Raw genomic sequence first — 20170 nt, forward strand, 5'->3', positions numbered from 1 at the left:
TTTTAAGGATCCACAATGATTCAAAACGCAGTTAAATTGTTAGCTGAAAATAATTCATTTGATCAATCTACTTCACTTCAACAAGGAATTGCAGAGAAATTTGAAGCAATCTTTCCAAGTATTCCATTAATGATTGCAACAATTATTGCATTTATTGCAATTTCAATCATTATCTATGTCTTTTTACGTAAACCATTGCAACAAATGCTTAAAAAACGAAAAGAATTTATCCAAAGCAATATTGATGAATCGATTAAATTTAAAGAAGATATGATTGCAAAACTCAATCAAGCCAATGAGAATTTAGAAAATTCAAATAAGCAAGCTGAAGTTATCATTAATCGAGCTAAATTAAAAGCTGAGCAAATTGTGCTTAATTACATTGCTAAAGCTAAAAACGATTCTAAACAATTAATCGAAGAAGCACATTTAGATATTACAAAGCAACAACAAGAATTCGAACAAAATTCCCGTGAAATTGTGGCTCAAACTGCCAAACAATTAGCTGAAAAAATTTTGCAAAAAGAAATTTCTCAATCTACCCAAGAAGAAATTATTGAAGCATTTTTACAAGATGACAATCTTAAAGGGTTTGAATAATGCTCGATAAATCTAGTGTTAAAGGATATGTAATTGCTATTTTCGAATTAGTCAAAGAATCAAATAAACTTGAATTAATTCACCAACAAATGAATCAATTACTCGCTATTATCAAAAGCAATTCAGAGCTAATTCCTTTTTTAAACAATGATTTAATCGAAAAATCAGATAAGATTGAATTAATTGATCAAATTCTGGTTGATTTTGATCAATTAATTGTTAATAGTGTTAAAGTGATTATCGAACGAAAAAGCACTGGTAGATTAAAAAAAATCATTACTCATTATTTAAAATTATCTAACCAAGCACTAAACATTTCATTTGTCAAAGTAATTACAGCTAAACCAATTTCTAGTAATCATTTAGCAAGAATTAAAGCTAAATTACAAAACCAATATAAGAAAACTTTTGAAATCAAACATGTTGTAGATCCTTTACTAATTTCAGGATTTAAAATTGTTTTTGATAGCAAAATTATTCAAAGTAATTACCAAAACGATTTAAATGAACTACTTGGAGCTATAACTAACAAAAAATCTAAAGGAGATAAATAATGGCTATTAAACTTGATGATATCTCAGTGATTATTAAAGATCGTATTAAAAATTATGATTTGAAAATTGATCAATCTGAAATTGGGAAAGTTGTGTCAATTGGTGATGGAATTGCTCTGGTTTCTGGAATTGAAAAAGTGATGAACTCAGAAATTGTGGTTTTTGAAAATGGAGTTTACGGATTAGCTTTAAACCTTGAAGAAGAAGTAGTGGGAATTGCTTTATTTGGGGAAGCTAACTCAGTTTCTGAAGGTGATGTAGTTCGGCGTACAAATAAAGTTATTTCCGTGGAAGTAGGAGATGAATTACTAGGTAGAGTGGTTAATGCACTTGGGCAACCAATTGATGGTAAAGGCGAAATTAAAGTAAGCAAAACCAGAGAAATTTTCAAAGTCGCTAGTGGAGTTATGTCTCGAAAAGAAGTTAATCAACCACTTGAAACCGGGATTATCGCAATTGATTCAATGATTCCAATTGGAAAAGGACAAAGAGAACTTATTATTGGTGATCGTCAAACTGGAAAAACTGCTATTGCAATAGATACCATTATCAATCAAAAAGGAAAAGATGTGTATTGTGTGTATGTAGCAATTGGACAAAAAAACTCTACAGTAGCACAAATTGTGAAAAAGCTTTCTGATTCAGAAGCTCTTCAATACACTACCATTGTTGTTGCTGGAGCGAGTGAATTAGCACCACAACAATATATTGCTCCATATACAGGAGTGACCATTGCTGAAGAATGAATGTCAAAAGGAAAAGATGTGCTCATTGTTTATGATGATTTATCAAAACACGCTACAGCATATCGTACTTTATCTCTTTTACTTAGAAGACCTCCAGGACGTGAAGCGTATCCAGGGGATGTATTCTACTTACACTCACAATTACTCGAACGTGCTGCTCGTTTAAATATGCATTATGGTGGTGGTTCGATTACTGCTCTTCCAATTATTGAAACCCAACAAGGCGATATTTCAGCTTACATTCCAACCAATGTTATTTCGATTACTGATGGACAAATTTTCACTCGTGAAGCATTGTTTAATTCAGGTCAAAGACCTGCAGTAGATGTAGGTTTTAGTGTTTCTCGGGTAGGTTCAGCAGCTCAAACTAAAGCTATGAAAAGCGTGGTTGGTTCACTCAAATTAGAATTAGCTCAATATAATGAAATGCTTGCATTTGCTCAATTTGGTTCAGATCTAGATGATTCAACAAAAACTATTTTAGACCATGGAGCTAAAGTTTATGAATTGCTCAAACAAGAGCAATATCATCCAATTTCTCAAGCTGCTCAGGCAATTATTTTAGTTGGAGTCAAAGAACGCATTATCAACCCACTTCCTAAAAACAAAATTCACGAATACCGTGATTTAGTGCTTAAAGAAATTGAAAATAATAAACTGTTAAACATTACTTATAAAGAAATAGTTGACTCAACAGTCATTTCATCAGAAAACTATGAAATTATCACTAAAGCTTTAGTCAAGGTTGTGAAAGATATTATTAAAACCATTCCAAATTATGATGCTAAAATGTACAAACCAATTCCAAGTAAATTTTTAAACTAAAGGTGCATTATGTCAAATTTAAACGCACTTAAAAATCGTATTTCAGTTGTTGGTAATACTAAAAAAATTACTAAAGCAATGCAATTAGTAGCAACTGCAAAATTACAAAAATCAAAAAAAGATTTAGAAAATATTAGAAATTATAAAAATTTACTTGAAGACACATTTAATGAGCTCATGAAGAATGTTTCACTCAAGGAATTAAATGAAATCTTTCCTTTTCAAAACGAGAGTTCAAAAAACTTATTCATCATTATTTCATCAGATTTAGGACTTTGTGGTTCGTATAATTCAAATATTTACACTCAAATTAATCAGCATTTAACCAGCGAAGATTTAGTTATTTTTGTTGGAGCTAAAGCTTACTTATACACACATTCTTTGGTTAAAAGTAAAAACATTGTGCAAAAATACTTTGCTTATGGAGATAATTTTAATTACGCTCTTGCTGATTCGATTAGTAAGGATGCACTTGAATTATTTTTTGCCGGAAAAATCAAAACAATTAACATCATTTACACTGATTTTGTCAATAATATTATTCAAGAAGCAAAAACTGTTCAATTATTCCCGTTTATTGTCCAAGGAGATAAATCTTCAATCACAGCAAATGTTGAATTTTATCCAAATGCTGAAACCATTTTAAAAAATTCAATTCCACTTTTTATTAGTAGTATGATTTATTCATTTGGAAATATTTCCAAAATTTCAGAAATGGCCTCAAGACGCAATGCCATGGAAAATGCTACTGAAAACGCTAATGAACTAATTAAAGAATTAGGATTAGAATTTAATAGAAAACGTCAAAGTTTAATTACTCAAGAAATTACCGAGATTGTCTCTGGAGCAGATGCAACTCAAAATTAATTAAAGGAGAAATCATGTCAAAAAACAAAGGTGTTATTGTACAGATTTTAGGGCCAGTTGTCGATGTACGTTTTACAAATGGTAAACTCCCAAAACTTTTAAATGCTTTAATTGTGGAAAAAGAACATCAATTATTCACTTTAGAAGTCGCACAACATATTGGTGATGATACTGTTAGAACCATTTCAATGGTTTCGACCAATGGTCTTCAACGAGGAATGGAAGTACTTGATACTGGGAATGCTATTTCCGTTCCTGTTGGGAATGATGTTTTAGGAAGAATGTTTGACGTTTTAGGAAATCCAATCGATGATCAAGAAATTAGTAAAGATGTAGAGCGTTCTCCAATTCATGCTCCAGCTCCTTCATATGAAGAGCAAAAAAACTCAAGCGAAATTCTAGAAACAGGAATTAAGGTCATTGACTTGTTAATTCCATATGCAAAAGGTGGAAAAATTGGACTCTTTGGTGGAGCTGGAGTTGGAAAAACTGTGCTTGTGCAAGAGTTAATTAATAACATTGCTACTGAGCATAATGGACTTTCAGTATTTGCTGGAGTTGGTGAACGTACTCGTGAAGGAAATGACTTATACTACGAAATGAAAGCAGCTGGTGTTTTGGATAAAACAGCTCTAGTTTTTGGACAAATGAATGAACCTCCAGGAGCTAGAATGCGTGTAGCTTTAACTGGGTTAACTATGGCTGAATACTTTAGAGATGTTCAAAATCAAGATGTGCTTTTATTTATTGATAACATTTTTAGATTTACTCAAGCTGGTTCAGAGGTTTCTGCACTTTTAGGAAGAATGCCCTCAGCTGTTGGGTATCAACCAACTCTTTCAACTGAAATGGGACAATTGCAAGAACGAATCACTTCAACAAGAAGAGGGTCAATTACTTCTGTGCAAGCTGTTTATGTTCCTGCTGATGATTTAACTGACCCAGCCCCAGCAACCACCTTTACTCACCTGGATGCTAAAACTGTGCTTGATCGTGGAATTGCTTCGCTTGGGATTTATCCAGCTATTGATCCGCTCGAATCTTCTTCTAGACTCCTTGACCCATTAATTGTGGGGATTGAGCATTATCAAGTGGCTCAAGAAGTGGTTAATATTCTTCAACGTTTTAAAGAGCTCCAAGATATTATTGCCATCCTTGGGATGGGAGAACTTTCTGAAGAAGATAAGAAAATTGTCGCTCGTGCTCGGAGAATTAGAAACTTTTTATCACAACCATTTACTGTTGCTGAAAAATTCTCAGGAATTAAGGGACAATATGTTCCGTTAAAGGAAACCATTCGTAGTTTTAAACTTATTTTAGCAGGAAAATTTGACGAATATCCCGAAGAATTGTTCAGATATGCCGGAAGCATTGATGATGTAATCCAAAGAAATGAAAAAAGATTAAATAATGGCCAATAAAACTTATTTAACAATCACTACTCCTAATAAAATTTTCTTTAGTGGTGAAACTGAAATTGTGACCTTAAAAATCGCTGACGGTTATATTGGTATTATGCCTAATATTACTCCTATTTTCTCAAGTATTGAAACTGGGAAATTAACCATTGGATATTCAAATAATCCTAATTCAATTAATTGCTATATTGGTAGTGGTTTAATTTATGCTGATAAAGAAAAAGTTAATATTATTACCGACGATATTATTAAAGCTGATGATATTGATCTTGAACGAGCCAAAAAAGATCTTGCTGTTTATGAAGCGGCGATTCAAAAAGCTAAACAAGCATCCTCAGCTGATACTCAAAAATTTGAGGTTAAACTTAAAAAAGCAATTAATCGGATTGATATTTATAATCAATATCACAAATAACTAGTTCGCTAGTTATTTTTTATCACTTTTTTTGATAATATAAAAATATGAGTAAATTTTTAATAGCTATTAAATCCAAAATTAATTCAGATGCTAAAAAGCTTAAGTTAGTTTTATTACTTGACAAGCTTTTTAGTGGTTTAATTTTACTTTTAAATTTATCGTTTTTAGGATTAGCAATCACAGCTTTAGTAATTATTAGTTTGCAATCTAAAACTCAAAAAATCACTGATACAACTTCATTTTACATTCTAATTTCGCTAGTAGTATTCATTATTGCCTCGTTTATACTTACTTTAGTGATTGCTATTTACAAGGTTAATGGTCATTTTAAACGTTATAAAAAAGTCAAACAAACAGCTATTGATCTTAGCGTTAAATACAAATACAAGGTCATCACCAAAGAAGAATTTATTAATTATTTACAGGCATTAATCCAAAAATTGAACAAAAAAGAAAAAATCATTGTTAAAAATATAGTCACCAAACAACTGACAGGAGCAAAATAATGAATGTAACTCAAATTCATGAAAAGATAAGGAGAGAAAATTATCTAAAACTCCTTATTTCAGGTTTTTTCTACTATACACTTAATATTATTTCGATAACCTTGGTGTTTTATATTGGGATAATTGGAGTTATTTTCATTGCTTCAGTTAATGATCAATATCAAAGTGGAATCAATCCATACAAAGTAATGTTTCCAAATTTAACCAAAGGAGCTAATTATATTTTACTCACTAGCATTATTAATGCCGTAATTTCACTAATTTCGGGATTATTATCATTTTTTGTAATTAATGATTATTACAAAAAACAAAAATCAATTCGTCAAAAACTTCAACTTGAATACTTATTATATTTAGATAAGGTTTCTTTTTATAAAGAATTATCAACCAAAGAAAGAGAATATTTATTTTATAAACGAATCTGTTTTTTAGCTAAAAAAGACAAATATGACCGTGAATCGTTAATTAACAAAGAGGTTAAACATGAACAAAAAAGAAAATAAAATCAATGAGCATGAATTATGTGATGACATTATTAAAAATGCCAATAAAAAATATTTAAAAAGCTATTATATTTTTGTTATTTTAAATGTTGTTTTAATTTTTATCACCGCTGTTTCGATTATCTTAAACTTATTTGCTTTAAGATATAATCCTTTCCCAGAAAAGACCATGATTTATTTCATTTTATTATCATGCATTTCGGTAGTCATTGCTTTTTTAACTTCAGTACAAACTTTTTTAAGTATTAAAGATCAAAAAGATTCAATCAGTAATAATATTCAAATTAAAACCCAAATTCTTGCTAAAATGAGCTCAAACGAACCAATTACTCGCGAAGAAATTGATAATATGTTCAATACTCTTTAAAAAAGAGATAACCAAAAATCTCTTTTTATTTTACAATTTTGGGATTGAAATAATTGTTTATAATATATAACAATATTATGACAAAGAATAAGTGAGCCATTTTTAGTGATGTTGACGGAACAATTTACTCGTTCCCTGATAAACAATTAACTCAAACTACCCTAGATAAAATTATTGAATTAAAAGAGAAAGGAGTTCCATTTATTTTAAATACTGGGAATCCTCCATACAAAAAAATTCAAACTTTAGCAGATAAAACTCATGCACCCTACATTGTTTCTTCTAATGGTGCTCTAGTTTTTGATAATGTAAATAAAAAGACCATTTTTATCGAAAAAATGCCTCTTGAAGAAGTGAAAAAAATCTGACAAATTGCTGAAGAAATCAACGCAATGCTTTATTACTTCGGAACTGATCAATACTATGTAAAAAATATGCCTAAAAAGTGATTTGATTTTTTAGTTGATTTTACTGAATACAAAGATTTTAAAACCCACGGAGAAATTGTTGAAGATATCCATAAAATTGAGGTATACGGTGAACCTGAAGATGTTGAAAGATTTTATAAAATTGCTCAAACTAGAGATATTAATCTTAATATTATCAACTTAAATACTCACATTGAAATTACTAAAAAAGGAATTTCAAAGGCTAGTGGAATGAAATGAGTTTGCGAAAATGTATTAAACATGGATATTAAAGATGCCATGAGTATTGGAGATTCTCCAAATGATATTTCCATGTTAGAGGTATCTAATTATTCATATGCAATGGATAATGCTGACTCGTTAACTAAAAAAAGTGCTAAATTTTATACCTCAGACGTTAGTCAAGATGGATTAGCTGAAGCTATTGATGATTATTTATACCGTAGTGATTTTGAATTGAAAAGATTAGTGTCACAAAAAGGAAAAAAATAATTAATGCTAACAACACAACAAACTATTTATTTATCTATTATTGCAATAGCAATATTAGTTTTTTTTATTCTTTTAGGACTTTTAATTACAAATTTAGCGATTAAAAGATTTGTAAGTAAGCTTGAAAATAATTATTTAACTGTGTCCAGAGAGCAGAATAATTTCTTTAATTCGCTAAAGAGATTTCGAGCATTAAAAGAGCAAAATACTAACTATAAACAGAGCTATCAATCTTTATTAGAACTTGAACAAGTTGTGAATATTCAAAAAGAAAACATTGATAAAATCTATGATCAAATATATCAATTAATCAAGCTAAAAAAACTTATTACAGCTAAAAAAGTGTTTAAACAATTTCAACAAGCTTTAAGTGTTTTTCTTCAATCTACAGCAAGCTCACTAAAAATTATCCAAAAAGTTAACTCAAATTGAAATAATTATGACGGAGATATCACTGATATTTTAAACAAATTATCTATAGCTAGAGAATATCTTAATAAAAATAAATTTATATTTAAAAATACTTATGACTTTATAAAAGTTCAAATTGATCAATATAGCCAAAGAATTAGTTTTATCGATAATCAATGAAATAATCAAGCTAAATTTGAAAATGTGGGAAACTCAATTTCAAATTTACTGATAGATTTAGAAAATTTATTTGAATATTTAAACAATTGTAAAATTATCGAATTTTCACTATTTCATGATTTACCAACACTCTTCAAAGAACAAAAAATTCAAGATCCCAATAATTGAAATAGCAAAATTTTTCCATCAAGGAAAAAATATTTTTATAAAGTTCAACAAAAATTCACACAATACCAAGTGGATGCGATTAAAACAGAAATTATTAATTTTTATAGATATTTTCATGAACTAGAGATTGATAATTTTAAAACCAAAACATTGTATTTTTTAAAAAGCGTAGTGTATGAGCAAGTCCAAAATCTACATTTTCAGGTTGAAAAGAATTTTTATCAACTTAATATAAATGATGAAATTCTTAAAAAAGATTTAAAATCAACAAGTATAAATTTACAAAAATTAGAGCAAAAAGAATTTGATGATTTTATAGATTTAGGAATTCATGTAGTCAGAGTTCTTTGAGCGATTAATGAAAAAATAATTAATATAGAATTTAAGAAAGCTTATGAACAAATATTAGAAAATAATTTTGAACAAGAAATTAATACAAGCTTAAATTTATATTTTGAAATCATGCAAAATAAATATTTATTTGCCACTGAATATCAAGAAAATCTTCAACAACTTAAGAACATTTATGAACATTATTTTACTGTTGACCACCCTTTTGTTAAAGTAGAAAAGGTTTGAAATAGATGAATTGAATTGATTAGTTATTTTGTTGAAGAAATTGCAATTAATGAGCAATATGAGTATTTTTTCGATTTAACCTATGACTTTATTAATCAAAGTGATAAAAACGTTTTGCAAATTAATGAAGAGTTAAAGCATCAGATTATCTTTTTAAAACAAAAGCATCAATATAAAGAATCGTTTAAATTGTTACAACAAATTCTTAAATAAAAAGGAGGATCCTTATGTTTAGTAAAATTTTAATTCGTTATGGGGAGTTAGTTCTTAAAAAGAAAAATCGTAAACAATTTACAGACCAATTAAGTGCTAATATCCACAAAATTACCGGACAAAAACCAAGAGTAGAGTTTGATCGCATGTATTTAGATTATTCACTTGAATCAATGAAGAAACTTGAATATGTTTTTGGAATTAGTTCTTATTCACCAGTTATAGTTGTAGAAAATAATGTACAAAAATTTAGAGAAATTGCATTATCTTTAATTAAACCATTTACCCAAACTTTTAAAATAGCTGCTCGTCGAAATTACAAACAGTTTGAATACAATTCAGATCAAATTAACCATTTATTAGGTTCTTATGTTCTTAAAAACACTAATTTAAAAGTGAATGTACATTCACCAGACCAAACAATTTATGTGGAAGTTCGGAGCAAAGAAACTTATATTTTTAGTGAATATTTTGCTGGACTGGGTGGATTACCAACAGGGAGCAGTGGGAAAGGTTTACATTTAATTAGCGGAGGGTTTGATTCTCCGGTTGCTGCTTATTTAATGATGAAACGGGGGGTAGAATTAGAATTTTTATCTTTTCTAACTCCACCACAAACTGATGAAAAAACTCGAGATAAAATTTTGAACTTGGTTAGTGTTTTATCGAGATATCAAGGCTCAAGTATCTTGCATTTTGCTGATTATTCGAAATTAATGAATTATATTTCTCTAGTTTCTAAAGAAGCATACAAAATCAATTTAATGCGTCGTAGTTTTTATCGCATTGCTGACCAAATTGCAATGAATAAAAAACTTTTGTGCATTTCCAATGGTGAAAATTTAGGTCAAGTTGCTTCGCAAACGCTTGAATCATTAAACGTGATTAGTTCAGTGACTCAAAAAGTGATTTTAAGACCATTGATTACATATGATAAAAATCAAATTATTGATTTATCTAAACAAATTCACACTCATAATATTTCAATTATTAAAGCAAATGAAACCTGCGAATTATTTGCTCCTAAAGCTCCAGTAACTCGTCCAACAATTCAAATCGCAAGTCAATTAGAAGGTGAATTAAAAATGTTCAATCAGCTCGAACAAGAGCTAATTGAGCACGGAATTGAAACTTTAAAAATATTACCTAAATACGAGTAGAACCAAAAAACCCAAGTGCAAGAAGAGTGATTAAGGTAACTAGTGTAGCTAAAATAACTAAAATAGAGAGCACCCCGAGTGCATAACCCAATCTTTCTTTAAAGTGAATTTTAATATCTTTATCGCTAAAGTTTCCTACCTTTTGGATTATTTCTTGAGCTTTATCTAAATTATCTTGAGTACTTTCTTCTTCAATGTGCTTAAGTTCTTTAGTAAGAGTATTTTCGTTTTGAATTCCTAAATTAACTTTTTTATCGATAAAATCTGCATCATCGGCAGTTTGGTCTAAGGATTTTAACCTATTAATAAATTCTTTTGTTTTTAATAGAATTTGTTTCAAAGGTTTCATAGTGTATATATTTTACCAAAATAAATTGAAAAAAGCACCTTTATAAGGTGCTTTTAATGGTCACTTTTGAAATGGTACGTCCTAGAGGATTCGAACCTCTGACCCAATGGTTAAAAGCCATTTGCTCTACCTGCTGAGCTAAGGACGCAGGTTTGGTGCCCAGGACTGGACTTGAACCAGCACAGTCTTTCGACCGAGGGATTTTAAGTCCCTTGCGTCTACCTATTCCGCCACCTGGGCCTATTCGTATTGGTAGCTTTTCAATTATACACTTTTTTAAATAAATTAAGCATTTTTTAAATGTTTTTTATTTAACTCAGTAAAGTGTATTAATATTATACCACTAGAGCAAAAATTAAAATTAAATTTTTACATATCTTTTATATTATAATTAGATTAATAATTCTTATAAAAGATGAAAAATAACAGAGGAAAATTATGATTAACGTAAACGAATTTAAACCAGGAATCACTTTTCAAGATGAAAGTGAAATTTACGTTGTGCTAGAAGCTCAACATTCAAAACAAGGACGTGGACAAGCCAATGTAAAAGCTAAAGTAAAGAATCTTAGAAGCGGGTCAATTACTATCAAAACTTATACTGGTGGTGATAAAGTTAAACGTGCTCATATCGATAAACGTAAAATGAACTATTTATATTCAGACGGAAGCAATATTATTTTAATGGATAATGAAACTTATGAACAAGTTGAAATTCCAGTGAAAAATGTTGAATGAGAATTAAACTTTTTAATTGAAAATAGTGAAGTTCAAATTCGTAAATTCCAAGATGAAGTACTTGACATTGAACTCCCAATAAATGTGGATATTAAGGTTGTTGAAGCACCTGATGCAGTCAAAGGAAATACTACCACTAACCCACAAAAGAAAGTAGTTTTAGAAACAGGATTTGAACTTGACACTCCAATGTTTATTAAGGAAAATGATATTATCACCGTATCAACTGAAACTGGAAAATACGTAGGAAAAGCTAATAAATAATGAATTGAATTAATGTGTTTTACAATCACCAACAAGAATATATAGTTAAAGAGAGTGCTATTTTAGATGCAATTAATAATGTTTTTAGTGAATTTAAACATTTTAAATTGCTTAAAACTCCTAAATTAAACATTGATGAGCAACATTCGAATGTAGACATTTATTTAGATCTACAGGTAACTAAAAAGGCTTCTAATAATTTATATTCTTGTGTCGAAGAAATTACTAATTTAATCGAACATTCAGTAAAATTACTCATAGATAAAAAACCTCGAAACATTCAAATTTCTCTTAACAATTTATAGCGAAAATAGCATCTATAAAGTATGATATACACCCCTTTTAAGTTAGCATTTGCTGTCTAACTTTTGGGGTGCATATCAATATAGATGCTATTTTAATTCACTTGATTAATTTTATTAAATTTAAGTGCATTAGGAATTGCTTTGCTTTTAGAAGGGTTTTTCATACTTAAAGCTTGTAAAATTGGGGTTGCAACAATATCGTTATTTAAAATACCGATTGCTAGTCCACTTTTACCTTGAATTAAATATTCAACCGCTTTAATTCCCATTAATGAGGCTGTAATCCGTTCTTGCGCACTTGGAGCTCCACCACGTTGAATATGGTTCAGTGGGTTAATTCGAGTTGCTCAACCAGTAGCTTTTTCCAATTCGCTTTCTAATTGTTTTAAATCATAATATTTCTCAGAAACAACAATTAAAACACTTCTGCGACCTGGTTGTTCAACTAATTCTTTGGCTTTAGCAACAATTTCTTGTACACTAGGACGATACTCACTTGTTGCGATAATTTCAGCTCCAGTAGCTAGACCTGAATAAAGAGCTAAATCACCACAATGATTTCCCATTACTTCAACAATCATAATTCTTTTATGTGAAGTAGCAGTATCACGAATTTTATCAATTGCACTAACAATTGTGTTTAAAGCTGTATCATACCCAATAGTAATATCTGATGAAGCAATGTCATTATCAATAGTTCCTGGCAATGCAATGGTTTTTACCCCAGCTTCATGGAGTGTTTGTGCACCCATATAACTACCATCACCTCCAATAACCACTAATGAGTCAATTTGGTGTTTTTTCAAATTTTCAATAGCCACTTCTCGCACTTTTGGATCCTTAAATTCAGGGAATCGTGCTGAATAAATAGCTGTCCCACCTCTTGAAGTGTATTGTGAAAGTTTTAAAGTATCAGCTTTGTGGATTTGATTGTGATATAGACCTTTATATCCTTCAATGACAACATAAGGGTCTAAATTATTTGCTTTAGCACTTTTAGCTATTGCTACTACAGCAGAATTCATCCCAGGAGCATCACCTCCCGAAGTTAAAATAGCAATTTTTCTCATTTGATTTTTCCTTATTTTATTATTTAATACTATCAATTAAGTTTTTTAATAAACAAACTACAGTCATTGGTCCAACTCCACCAGGAACTGGAGTCATTGCTGAAGCTTTATTTTTGACTGATTCGTAATCAACATCACCATAAATTTCATCAGGAATTTTTGCATCTAAGTTGGTTCCAACATCAATTACAATCACCCCTTCTTTGACGTTGTTACTTTTAATATAGCGAGCCACACCAATAGCAACAATTAAAATATCAGCGTTTTCTATACCCTTAATTCCTGTGTTTTCGTCAAAAGTTGCCACACTAGCACCACGACGTTTGATAATGTGAGCAAGTGGTTTACCCACTAAGTGACTACGACCAACTACACAAACTTTTTTATTTTCAACCTGAATATTATATTCGTGCATGAGTTCTAAAACAGCACGAGCTGTTGCTGGAACAAAATGTTTACCAGCTTCATTATATAAAGCAAATTCGTTTTTAGTGCTTAATCCATCAACATCTTTATCATATGGAACAGCATCTAAAATAACTTGTACTGGAATATGAGGAGGAAGTGGAAGTTGGACAATAACCCCATCAGCCCAATCGTTTATATCATCCATTTTTTGTAATAAACGATTTTGAGATATTTTTTCAGGAAACTTAAATAATTGGCCTTCAACTCCAATGTATTCACATTTTAAGAGCTTTTGTTGAACATACTTATCTGAAGCAGGATTATCACCGACTTGAATAATGGCCAAACGTGGCTTACGGTGATAGCTTAATTCAGCTAGTTCTTTTTTAAGTTTATCTAACTCTCTCTTGGCTAATTCTCTTCCACTTAGTATTTGCATTTTAATTCCTCCTGATATTTAGCTAATTGTTCTTGATATTTTTGCAATTTATCTTTTTCAGCTTGCACTTTGTCTTTTGGGGCTTTCTTAACAAAATTTACATTGCTTAAAATATTGCTTGCTCGCTTAATTTCACTTTGAACAAATTTGATTTTTTCTAGCAATAGTTGCTTATTCTTTTCTTTTAAACTCGCTTGCATTTGAATAAATAAATTATTATCACTTAATGAAATTAGAAAATCTGTGTTTTCAACATTATTTGCATATGCCATTGAGTTAATAATCTCGATCATGTTTTGATCTAAAGGTTTTTGTGTGTGATAATTAATCATTTCTTTTTTAGAAATTTGATTTAATTCACGGTATTTTCTTATCTCAGTGACAATTTCAATAATGTTATCAATGTATTGAGTTTGTTTGCTACTCCGAATTATTGGAATTTGATTATCCAGTAATTCAGCACCAAAAAGTTCACTATAAATTCGATCAGTGATAAATGGCATAAATGGATGTAAGATAATTAATGTTTTTCTTAACACTTCCAGTGCATGTTTTTTGGAAGGATTATTTTTAATCATTTCTATATATCACCCACTTAAATCATTGAATAAATAATGTTGAATTTTGCTTCCGACAATAGCAAAATCATAATTTTTCATAGCTTTATTAATCTCTTTATTTAATAAAGCTAATTTATGATTAATTCAATAATCTGGATCACTTTTAACCTTATTTGTATTATTTAACGAATTAATAAAGTTAGCAATATTTCATAATTTATTATTAACCCTTCAAGCACTTTGGACTTTTTCGGTTGAAAACTTAATATCCATTCCAGGTGAAGTGTTTGTAATTAAAAACCATCTTAAAGCATCTGAACCATATTCTTGAATCATATCCATTGGATCGACCCCATTATTCAGGGATTTAGACATTTTTTGTCCGTATTGATCTCGGATTAATCCGTGAAATAATAAGTGTTCAAAAGGTTTTTTGTGCATAAATTCTTTACCGAATAAATACATTCTAGCGACTCAAAAGAAAATTAAATCATATCCAGTGACTAATAGCGAAAATGGATAGAATCGAGCTAAATCTGAATTTTGATTTGGTCAATTTAAAAAGCTAAATGGAGCAATTCCTGAAGAAAATCAAGTGTCTAAAACATCAGGGTCTTGTATTCAACCTTTACCAGGGGATTTTTCTTGAACTTTAATATTCCCATTTTGGTCATATCATGCAGGAATTTGATGTCCTCATCAAAGTTGACGAGATATGTTTCAATCATGGACGTTTTGAATTCATTTTTTTAGAGTTGCTTTAAAGCGTTTTGGATAAAACTTAACAGCTTGTTTGGTGTCAAGTTCATCTAAAATAAGTTTTGCAAAATGATCCATTTTAACAAATCATTGTGGGAGAACCAAAATTTCTACTGGTGTTTTTGAACGTTCGCTTAATCCTACATTTGAAACAGTATCTTCAATTTTTAAAATTTTATTATTATCTTGGAGGTATTCTGCAATTGCTTCACGAGCTTGGAAACGCTCCATTTTATCAAAAAGAGTACCTGGAGCGTTGATAAATCCATTTTTATCAATAGTTTCAACAATTTGCAAATTGAGTTTTTGAATAATATCAATATCAGCTTCAGCGTGAGCTGAAAGTTTCATTACTCCAGTTCCAAAATTTGGATCAATATAATCGCTTGCTAGCACAGGAATTAATTTATTTGTCAGTGGATGAATAACGTTTTGTCCTAAAAATTGTGAATATCGTTTATCTTTAGGATTAAAAACAAGTGCCACATCACTTAGTAATGTTTCAGTTCGAACTGTAGCAATAGTTAAATAATTGTTCGAATTTTCAAGCTGATAATTAATATAATACATTTTTTGAGGAGTGGGTTGATTATTAACTTCAATATTTGAAAGAGCAGTTTGAAGCTTAATATCTCAATTAATTGCACGTACACCGCGATAAATAAAACCTTTATTGTATAAATCGATAAAAACTTTATTAACTGCTTGATTTGCACCTTTATCTAAAGTAAAGCGTTCTTTCGAATAATCCAAAGCTAGTCCAACTTTAGACCATTGTTGACGAAAAACTTGAGCATATTCATCTTTTCATTCTCAAATTTTGTCAATAAACTTTTCCCTTCCTAAGTCATGTCGAGTAAGTCCGCTAGTTTGATAGAGAACATCTTCAACTTTACTTTGAGTTGCAATTCCGGCATGATCCATTCCAGGAAGCCACATCACATCAAACCCTTTAAGTTTTTTATAACGAATGATTGTGTCTTGAATATACACATCTAATGCGTGTCCAAGATGTAATTTACCAGTAACATTAGGTGGAGGAAGGAGGATTGAAAAAGGTTTTTTGCTTGAATCATGGGTCATAAAAAATTTATTTTTAACCCATTTTTGTTCAATTCCGGCTTCAACTTTTTTATGATCATATATTTTATTCATACTCACCCCAAAAAAGAAAAAAGCACTGCTTTTTCTAAAAAAACATATAATATTAATTAATGTTATAATTATACCTTAAAAAGCGTATTTTTAGCTTAAAGGAGCTTATGAAAACCAAATCATTACTTAAAATCGGAGCACTTAACTTATCGTTTGTTCCTTTGATAGTTTCTTCATGTTCTAATTCAAAAACACCTGAAATATTAAAAAGGGAAGCAAAAGCGTATGACCTTATTCCTCCAGTTACAGAAAATACCCCTTTTAAAGATGCTTTAACTAATTTAAAAGAAAGTCTTGAATCATTTATACCTTTATCGTTTAGTTTTACAAATAAAACTAATACTCAGGAAAAACAGGCATTTAATATTGCTGATACAAATTTTGTCAATGAAGCTGAAAACTTATATAAGAGTGCTGAGATTATTTTAAGTCTAATAAATAAAGATAATTTCTTTGGATTAAATCGATCACTTGTTTCTTCTGTTGTTGAGTTTTTGGATAATTATGATAAAGTTCAAGAAATAGCTAAGAAAATATCATCCAGTGGAAAATTTGAAAAAACTAATTATTCGAAAAACTTTGAAATAATTTCAAAAAATTATATTAATACTCTCTTTTTGCTACAAAAAAACCAATTGGATTGATTAAAAACCCTTACTTTTCCTATTATTGATGAAGCAATTCAAAAAAATTCACTAACTAAAGAAAAAAAGGATAAACTGTTAGATTCAAAAAACATTTTAGACCAAATCGTTAAAGATTACAGAGCTGCTAAAACCTATTTTTTAGAAAATCGTATAGATGATAGTAAAGAAATTAAACCACTTAATGATGATGAAAATTTCAATAAACCATTAAATCAAGCATCTGATAAGAGAGAAGAATATTTAAAAACATTTTCAGAATTAGCTGTTAAAGGAAATATAGCCCGAGCTCAAACAGTAAAAAGTTCATTTGCCTTACCACGTTTTACTCGAGCTGAGTTTTTTAGCCCAGAAAACGAATATGAAAAACCTAAAACCTTACAAACATCAACCAATAAAAATCCTAATTCAGAGACTATAGAAGAAAATATTCAACGTATTTTTGGTAATAATGCTGATGAATTAAGAAAATTCATACAATTGCAATCTAAAGAAGAAAATTTCCTTGGTAATCATACTTATTTAGATGACATTAAACCAGATACTCCATTTAAATTTACACTCCCTAACGAAGTAAATGGAGTATCGTTTAAAAGCGAACATTCTGGTTGAATCTACAAAAAAGAAAACGGAAAATATCCAGTTTTTGATTTTGATGATGAAGATGATGCAAATTATACTCATAAACTTAGTGATGTTTTAAATCAATATAATGGTGATTATTTAATTAGAATTAATTTAAACTCTGCATATTTAGAACGTCTCGGAAAGGCCAATAGCTGGTTGTATGATGAGTTAAATAAAAAACTTATAGACCAATTTAAACAAAAAAATCCTGAAATCTTAAAAGATATTGTAATTAAAACGCTTGCTCAATTTCAATTTGTTCCACAAGTATCTAAAGATGGACAATTGGATTTGCGTTTTCAACTTGTTGATAAAGATTTTAAAGTTTTTAAAGAACCGGAATTTTATTTTGGTTTAGATGCAGTTAAACCTATTTGAGGTTACTTTATTACTAAAAATAGAGTGTCCCCAGAAGATATATCATATGATTTTTATATTTCACTCACCAAAGAACAATATGCAAAAGCCTTTATTAGACCAACAAAGCCAGACCAACAAATTTCAACTAATATTCAAATTATTAATTAATAACAAAAACCCCTTGAAGGGGTTTTTGTTATTTGTATTGAGAGTGGTATAACTCAAAATAAAATCCTTTTTTATCCAATAATTGTTGATGATTGCCACTTTCAACAATTTCACCATTATTAACTACCATAATGACATCAGCGTTTTTAATTGTTGATAAACGATGAGCGATAATAAAAGAGGTTTTATTTTGAGTTAAATGACGAATTGAATTTTGAACAATAATTTCAGTCCGCGAGTCAATACTTGAGGTAGCTTCATCTAAAATGAGCAGGTTTTTATTACTTAAAATAGCACGAGTGAGTGAAATAAGTTGACGTTCACCTTGTGAGATATTTTGACCATTATTTTCGACTACAGTATCATAATCATTAGGAAGAGTCATAATAAAGTGATGAATATTAGTGAGTTTAGCCGCTTGAATGACTTGCTCCCTTGAGACATTATGGTTTCCGAGCGTTAAATTGTCATAAATAGTTTCATTAAATAGGAACGAATCCTGAAGCACAACAGTCATATGTTCACGTAACATGCTAGTTTTAATGTTACGCAATTCATTTCCATCGATTAAAATTGATCCTTCATTGTAATCGTAAAACTTGCTTAATAAGTTGATAATAGTGGTTTTTCCAGCTCCAGTTGGTCCAACAAAAGCCACAACTTGACCAGGTTTAACTTTAAAAGAAGCATTCTTAAGTTGATAGGTTGATGAATCATCTAAATATTTAAAATAAACATTTTTAAACTCCACTTCACCTTTAATATTATCAATTTCAATATTTTCGGGTTCACGTGGTTTAAAATTAAGTTCACTTAATTTGAATACCCGATTTGAAGAAGCTGTTCCAACTTGAAGCGAGAAGACAATGTTTAAGATTCCGTTAAATGGAGTAATAAAGTTTCAATTTAACGAGACAAAAGTAACAATCAAGGCCGCAGATGCAGTTCCATCCGAATTAGATCCAAATCCGGCAATTCCATATACACTAATTCCTTTCACAAAAAATACAGCAGCTATTGCTGAAATAACTAAAACTAACAAGTTTGAAACCAATTGAAATCACACCTCAAAAAAGCGAGCTGATGTATCACCTTTAAAAGCAATATTACGAATTTCTTTAGTAATTTGTTTAAGACCTTTATACACTTGTTCTTGACGATCAAATGAATTAGTTACTTTAGTGTTAGTTAGCATTTCTTCAACGTATCCATTCATTTTTCCGAATGCATTTTGATTAGCTACAAAGTATTTTTGTGATTTTCCTACCACAATAAATGAGACAAAAAAGAGAAATAATGACACAGGAACCACAATAATTGTGAGCACTGAAGAAACAAAGAGCATAGCAATAATGCTTAAGAGAATGTTTCAAAAGTTAGTAAATAATTGCGTGGTAATTTGAAACAAAGTGTCATTAACACTATTAATATCATTAATGATAATAGAAATAAGATTTCCAACTTGTTGCTGGTCATAATATTTAATTGGTGTTTTGGAAAGTTTGTGCATAATTTGTGCACGGAGTCTAGTTCCAAGTCCATAACACACTCGAATATATAAATAGCTTTCAATATACCTAAGAACACCGTAGACAATAAAAGCTCCAGCCAATGCACTTAAATAAAGTGAAAAGGAAGTTCAATTAAAATCTTGTAATTGCAGTTGACCTTTAGCATAAGGTTCAAAAAACTTTTGGACAATAATCCCAATTAAGGCACTCCCTGCAACATAAAAAACAGCATTGAAAAAAGCAAAAATATTTCCTAATATCAAACGTTTTTTTTCGGCTTTAAGATAGTGAAAAATCGTCTTTAGTGTTTTTAACATTGAAAAGGAAGTATCATAGTACTTATCAATGTCACTGATTTTTTTCTTACTTGACATTTAT

At 29.8% G+C, this 20170-nt stretch carries 20 protein-coding genes and 2 tRNA genes; 15 read left to right on the plus strand and 7 right to left on the minus strand.

The window, feature by feature from the left end:
• Nucleotides 1-15: 15 nt before the first annotated feature.
• The 12 genes from AC1RP9_RS01455 to thiI all read left to right on the plus strand — a co-directional run bounded on the left by AC1RP9_RS01455 (nucleotide 16) and on the right by thiI (nucleotide 10435).
• Nucleotides 16-600, plus strand: coding sequence for a F0F1 ATP synthase subunit B family protein (locus AC1RP9_RS01455; protein ID WP_481822611.1), 585 nt, complete (start codon nucleotides 16-18; stop codon nucleotides 598-600).
• Nucleotides 600-1154: an ATP synthase F1 subunit delta gene (atpH, locus tag AC1RP9_RS01460; RefSeq protein WP_481822612.1), complete on the plus strand. Its 555-nt coding sequence runs from the start codon at nucleotides 600-602 to the stop codon at nucleotides 1152-1154. The genes AC1RP9_RS01455 and atpH overlap by 1 nt, the downstream gene beginning before the upstream one ends.
• Nucleotides 1154-2725: a F0F1 ATP synthase subunit alpha gene (gene atpA / locus AC1RP9_RS01465; protein WP_481822613.1), complete on the plus strand. Its 1572-nt coding sequence runs from the start codon at nucleotides 1154-1156 to the stop codon at nucleotides 2723-2725. The genes atpH and atpA overlap by 1 nt, the downstream gene beginning before the upstream one ends.
• Before the next feature lie 9 nt (nucleotides 2726-2734).
• Nucleotides 2735-3592 (plus strand): ATP synthase F1 subunit gamma, encoded by an 858-nt coding sequence (gene atpG / locus AC1RP9_RS01470; protein WP_481822614.1) that lies wholly within the window; start codon nucleotides 2735-2737, stop codon nucleotides 3590-3592.
• 14 nt (nucleotides 3593-3606) lie between these two features.
• Nucleotides 3607-5013, plus strand: a complete 1407-nt coding sequence (gene atpD / locus AC1RP9_RS01475) for a F0F1 ATP synthase subunit beta (protein ID WP_481822615.1) — start codon at nucleotides 3607-3609, stop codon at nucleotides 5011-5013.
• The gene (gene atpC, locus AC1RP9_RS01480; RefSeq protein ID WP_481822616.1) at nucleotides 5003-5425 is read left to right on the plus strand and encodes an ATP synthase F1 subunit epsilon; all 423 of its coding nucleotides are present in this window, start codon (nucleotides 5003-5005) and stop codon (nucleotides 5423-5425) included. Before atpD ends, atpC begins: the two co-directional genes overlap by 11 nt.
• A 47-nt stretch (nucleotides 5426-5472) precedes the next feature.
• Nucleotides 5473-5934, plus strand: coding sequence for a hypothetical protein (locus AC1RP9_RS01485; protein ID WP_481822617.1), 462 nt, complete (start codon nucleotides 5473-5475; stop codon nucleotides 5932-5934).
• A complete protein-coding gene (locus tag AC1RP9_RS01490; protein WP_481822618.1) occupies nucleotides 5934-6437 on the plus strand; it encodes a DUF4231 domain-containing protein in 504 nt (167 codons plus the stop codon). The genes AC1RP9_RS01485 and AC1RP9_RS01490 overlap by 1 nt, the downstream gene beginning before the upstream one ends.
• Nucleotides 6418-6804: a hypothetical protein gene (locus AC1RP9_RS01495; RefSeq protein WP_481822619.1), complete on the plus strand. Its 387-nt coding sequence runs from the start codon at nucleotides 6418-6420 to the stop codon at nucleotides 6802-6804. The genes AC1RP9_RS01490 and AC1RP9_RS01495 overlap by 20 nt, the downstream gene beginning before the upstream one ends.
• Nucleotides 6805-6881: 77 nt before the next feature.
• Nucleotides 6882-7724, plus strand: coding sequence for an HAD family hydrolase (locus AC1RP9_RS01500; protein WP_481822620.1), 843 nt, complete (start codon nucleotides 6882-6884; stop codon nucleotides 7722-7724).
• Nucleotides 7725-7727: 3 nt separating this feature from the next.
• Nucleotides 7728-9275, plus strand: a complete 1548-nt coding sequence (locus AC1RP9_RS01505) for a hypothetical protein (RefSeq protein WP_481822621.1) — start codon at nucleotides 7728-7730, stop codon at nucleotides 9273-9275.
• Between the two features lie 14 nt (nucleotides 9276-9289).
• Nucleotides 9290-10435 carry a tRNA uracil 4-sulfurtransferase ThiI gene (thiI, locus tag AC1RP9_RS01510; RefSeq protein WP_481822622.1) on the plus strand — a complete coding sequence of 382 codons (1146 nt, stop codon included), beginning with the start codon at nucleotides 9290-9292 and terminating at the stop codon, nucleotides 10433-10435.
• On the opposite strand, the gene AC1RP9_RS01515 is transcribed toward thiI, so the two are convergent.
• From AC1RP9_RS01515 to AC1RP9_RS01525, 3 genes are all read right to left on the minus strand, one after another.
• On the minus strand, nucleotides 10422-10775 hold the full coding sequence (locus tag AC1RP9_RS01515; protein ID WP_481822623.1) for a hypothetical protein: 354 nt from the start codon (nucleotides 10773-10775) through the stop codon (nucleotides 10422-10424). The two genes, thiI and AC1RP9_RS01515, sit on opposite strands and share 14 nt — an antisense overlap.
• A gap of 81 nt (nucleotides 10776-10856) precedes the next feature.
• Nucleotides 10857-10932: transfer RNA gene (locus AC1RP9_RS01520), tRNA-Lys, on the minus strand.
• Between the two features lie 5 nt (nucleotides 10933-10937).
• Nucleotides 10938-11024, minus strand: a tRNA-Leu gene (locus AC1RP9_RS01525).
• 198 nt (nucleotides 11025-11222) lie between these two features.
• Between AC1RP9_RS01525 and efp the strand changes: the two genes are divergently transcribed.
• Entirely contained in the window at nucleotides 11223-11786 is a 564-nt protein-coding gene (efp, locus tag AC1RP9_RS01530) for an elongation factor P (protein WP_481822624.1), read from the plus strand.
• Nucleotides 11786-12091 (plus strand): MMB_0454 family protein, encoded by a 306-nt coding sequence (locus tag AC1RP9_RS01535; protein ID WP_481822625.1) that lies wholly within the window; start codon nucleotides 11786-11788, stop codon nucleotides 12089-12091. Before efp ends, AC1RP9_RS01535 begins: the two co-directional genes overlap by 1 nt.
• 92 nt (nucleotides 12092-12183) lie before the next feature.
• On the opposite strand, the gene pfkA is transcribed toward AC1RP9_RS01535, so the two are convergent.
• Genes pfkA through AC1RP9_RS01550 form a run of 3 tightly spaced genes read right to left on the minus strand, consistent with a single transcriptional unit; the run spans nucleotide 12184 to nucleotide 16482 of the window.
• Complete coding sequence (gene pfkA / locus AC1RP9_RS01540; protein WP_481822626.1) at nucleotides 12184-13161, minus strand: 6-phosphofructokinase; 978 nt, start codon at nucleotides 13159-13161, stop codon at nucleotides 12184-12186.
• 19 nt (nucleotides 13162-13180) lie between these two features.
• Nucleotides 13181-14008, minus strand: coding sequence for a bifunctional 5,10-methylenetetrahydrofolate dehydrogenase/5,10-methenyltetrahydrofolate cyclohydrolase (locus AC1RP9_RS01545; protein WP_481822627.1), 828 nt, complete (start codon nucleotides 14006-14008; stop codon nucleotides 13181-13183).
• Nucleotides 13996-16482 carry a valine--tRNA ligase gene (locus AC1RP9_RS01550; protein ID WP_481822628.1) on the minus strand — a complete coding sequence of 829 codons (2487 nt, stop codon included), beginning with the start codon at nucleotides 16480-16482 and terminating at the stop codon, nucleotides 13996-13998. Before AC1RP9_RS01550 ends, AC1RP9_RS01545 begins: the two co-directional genes overlap by 13 nt.
• Nucleotides 16483-16589: 107 nt before the next feature.
• On the opposite strand from AC1RP9_RS01550, the gene AC1RP9_RS01555 reads away from it, so the two are divergent.
• The gene (locus AC1RP9_RS01555) at nucleotides 16590-18281 is read left to right on the plus strand and encodes a hypothetical protein (RefSeq protein ID WP_481822629.1); all 1692 of its coding nucleotides are present in this window, start codon (nucleotides 16590-16592) and stop codon (nucleotides 18279-18281) included.
• Between the two features lie 28 nt (nucleotides 18282-18309).
• Here the strand turns inward: AC1RP9_RS01555 and AC1RP9_RS01560 are convergent, their stop codons facing one another.
• A complete protein-coding gene (locus tag AC1RP9_RS01560) occupies nucleotides 18310-20166 on the minus strand; it encodes an ABC transporter ATP-binding protein (RefSeq protein ID WP_481822630.1) in 1857 nt (618 codons plus the stop codon).
• Nucleotides 20167-20170 lie beyond the last annotated feature (4 nt).

Source organism: Mycoplasma sp. 3686h, from assembly GCF_056781225.1.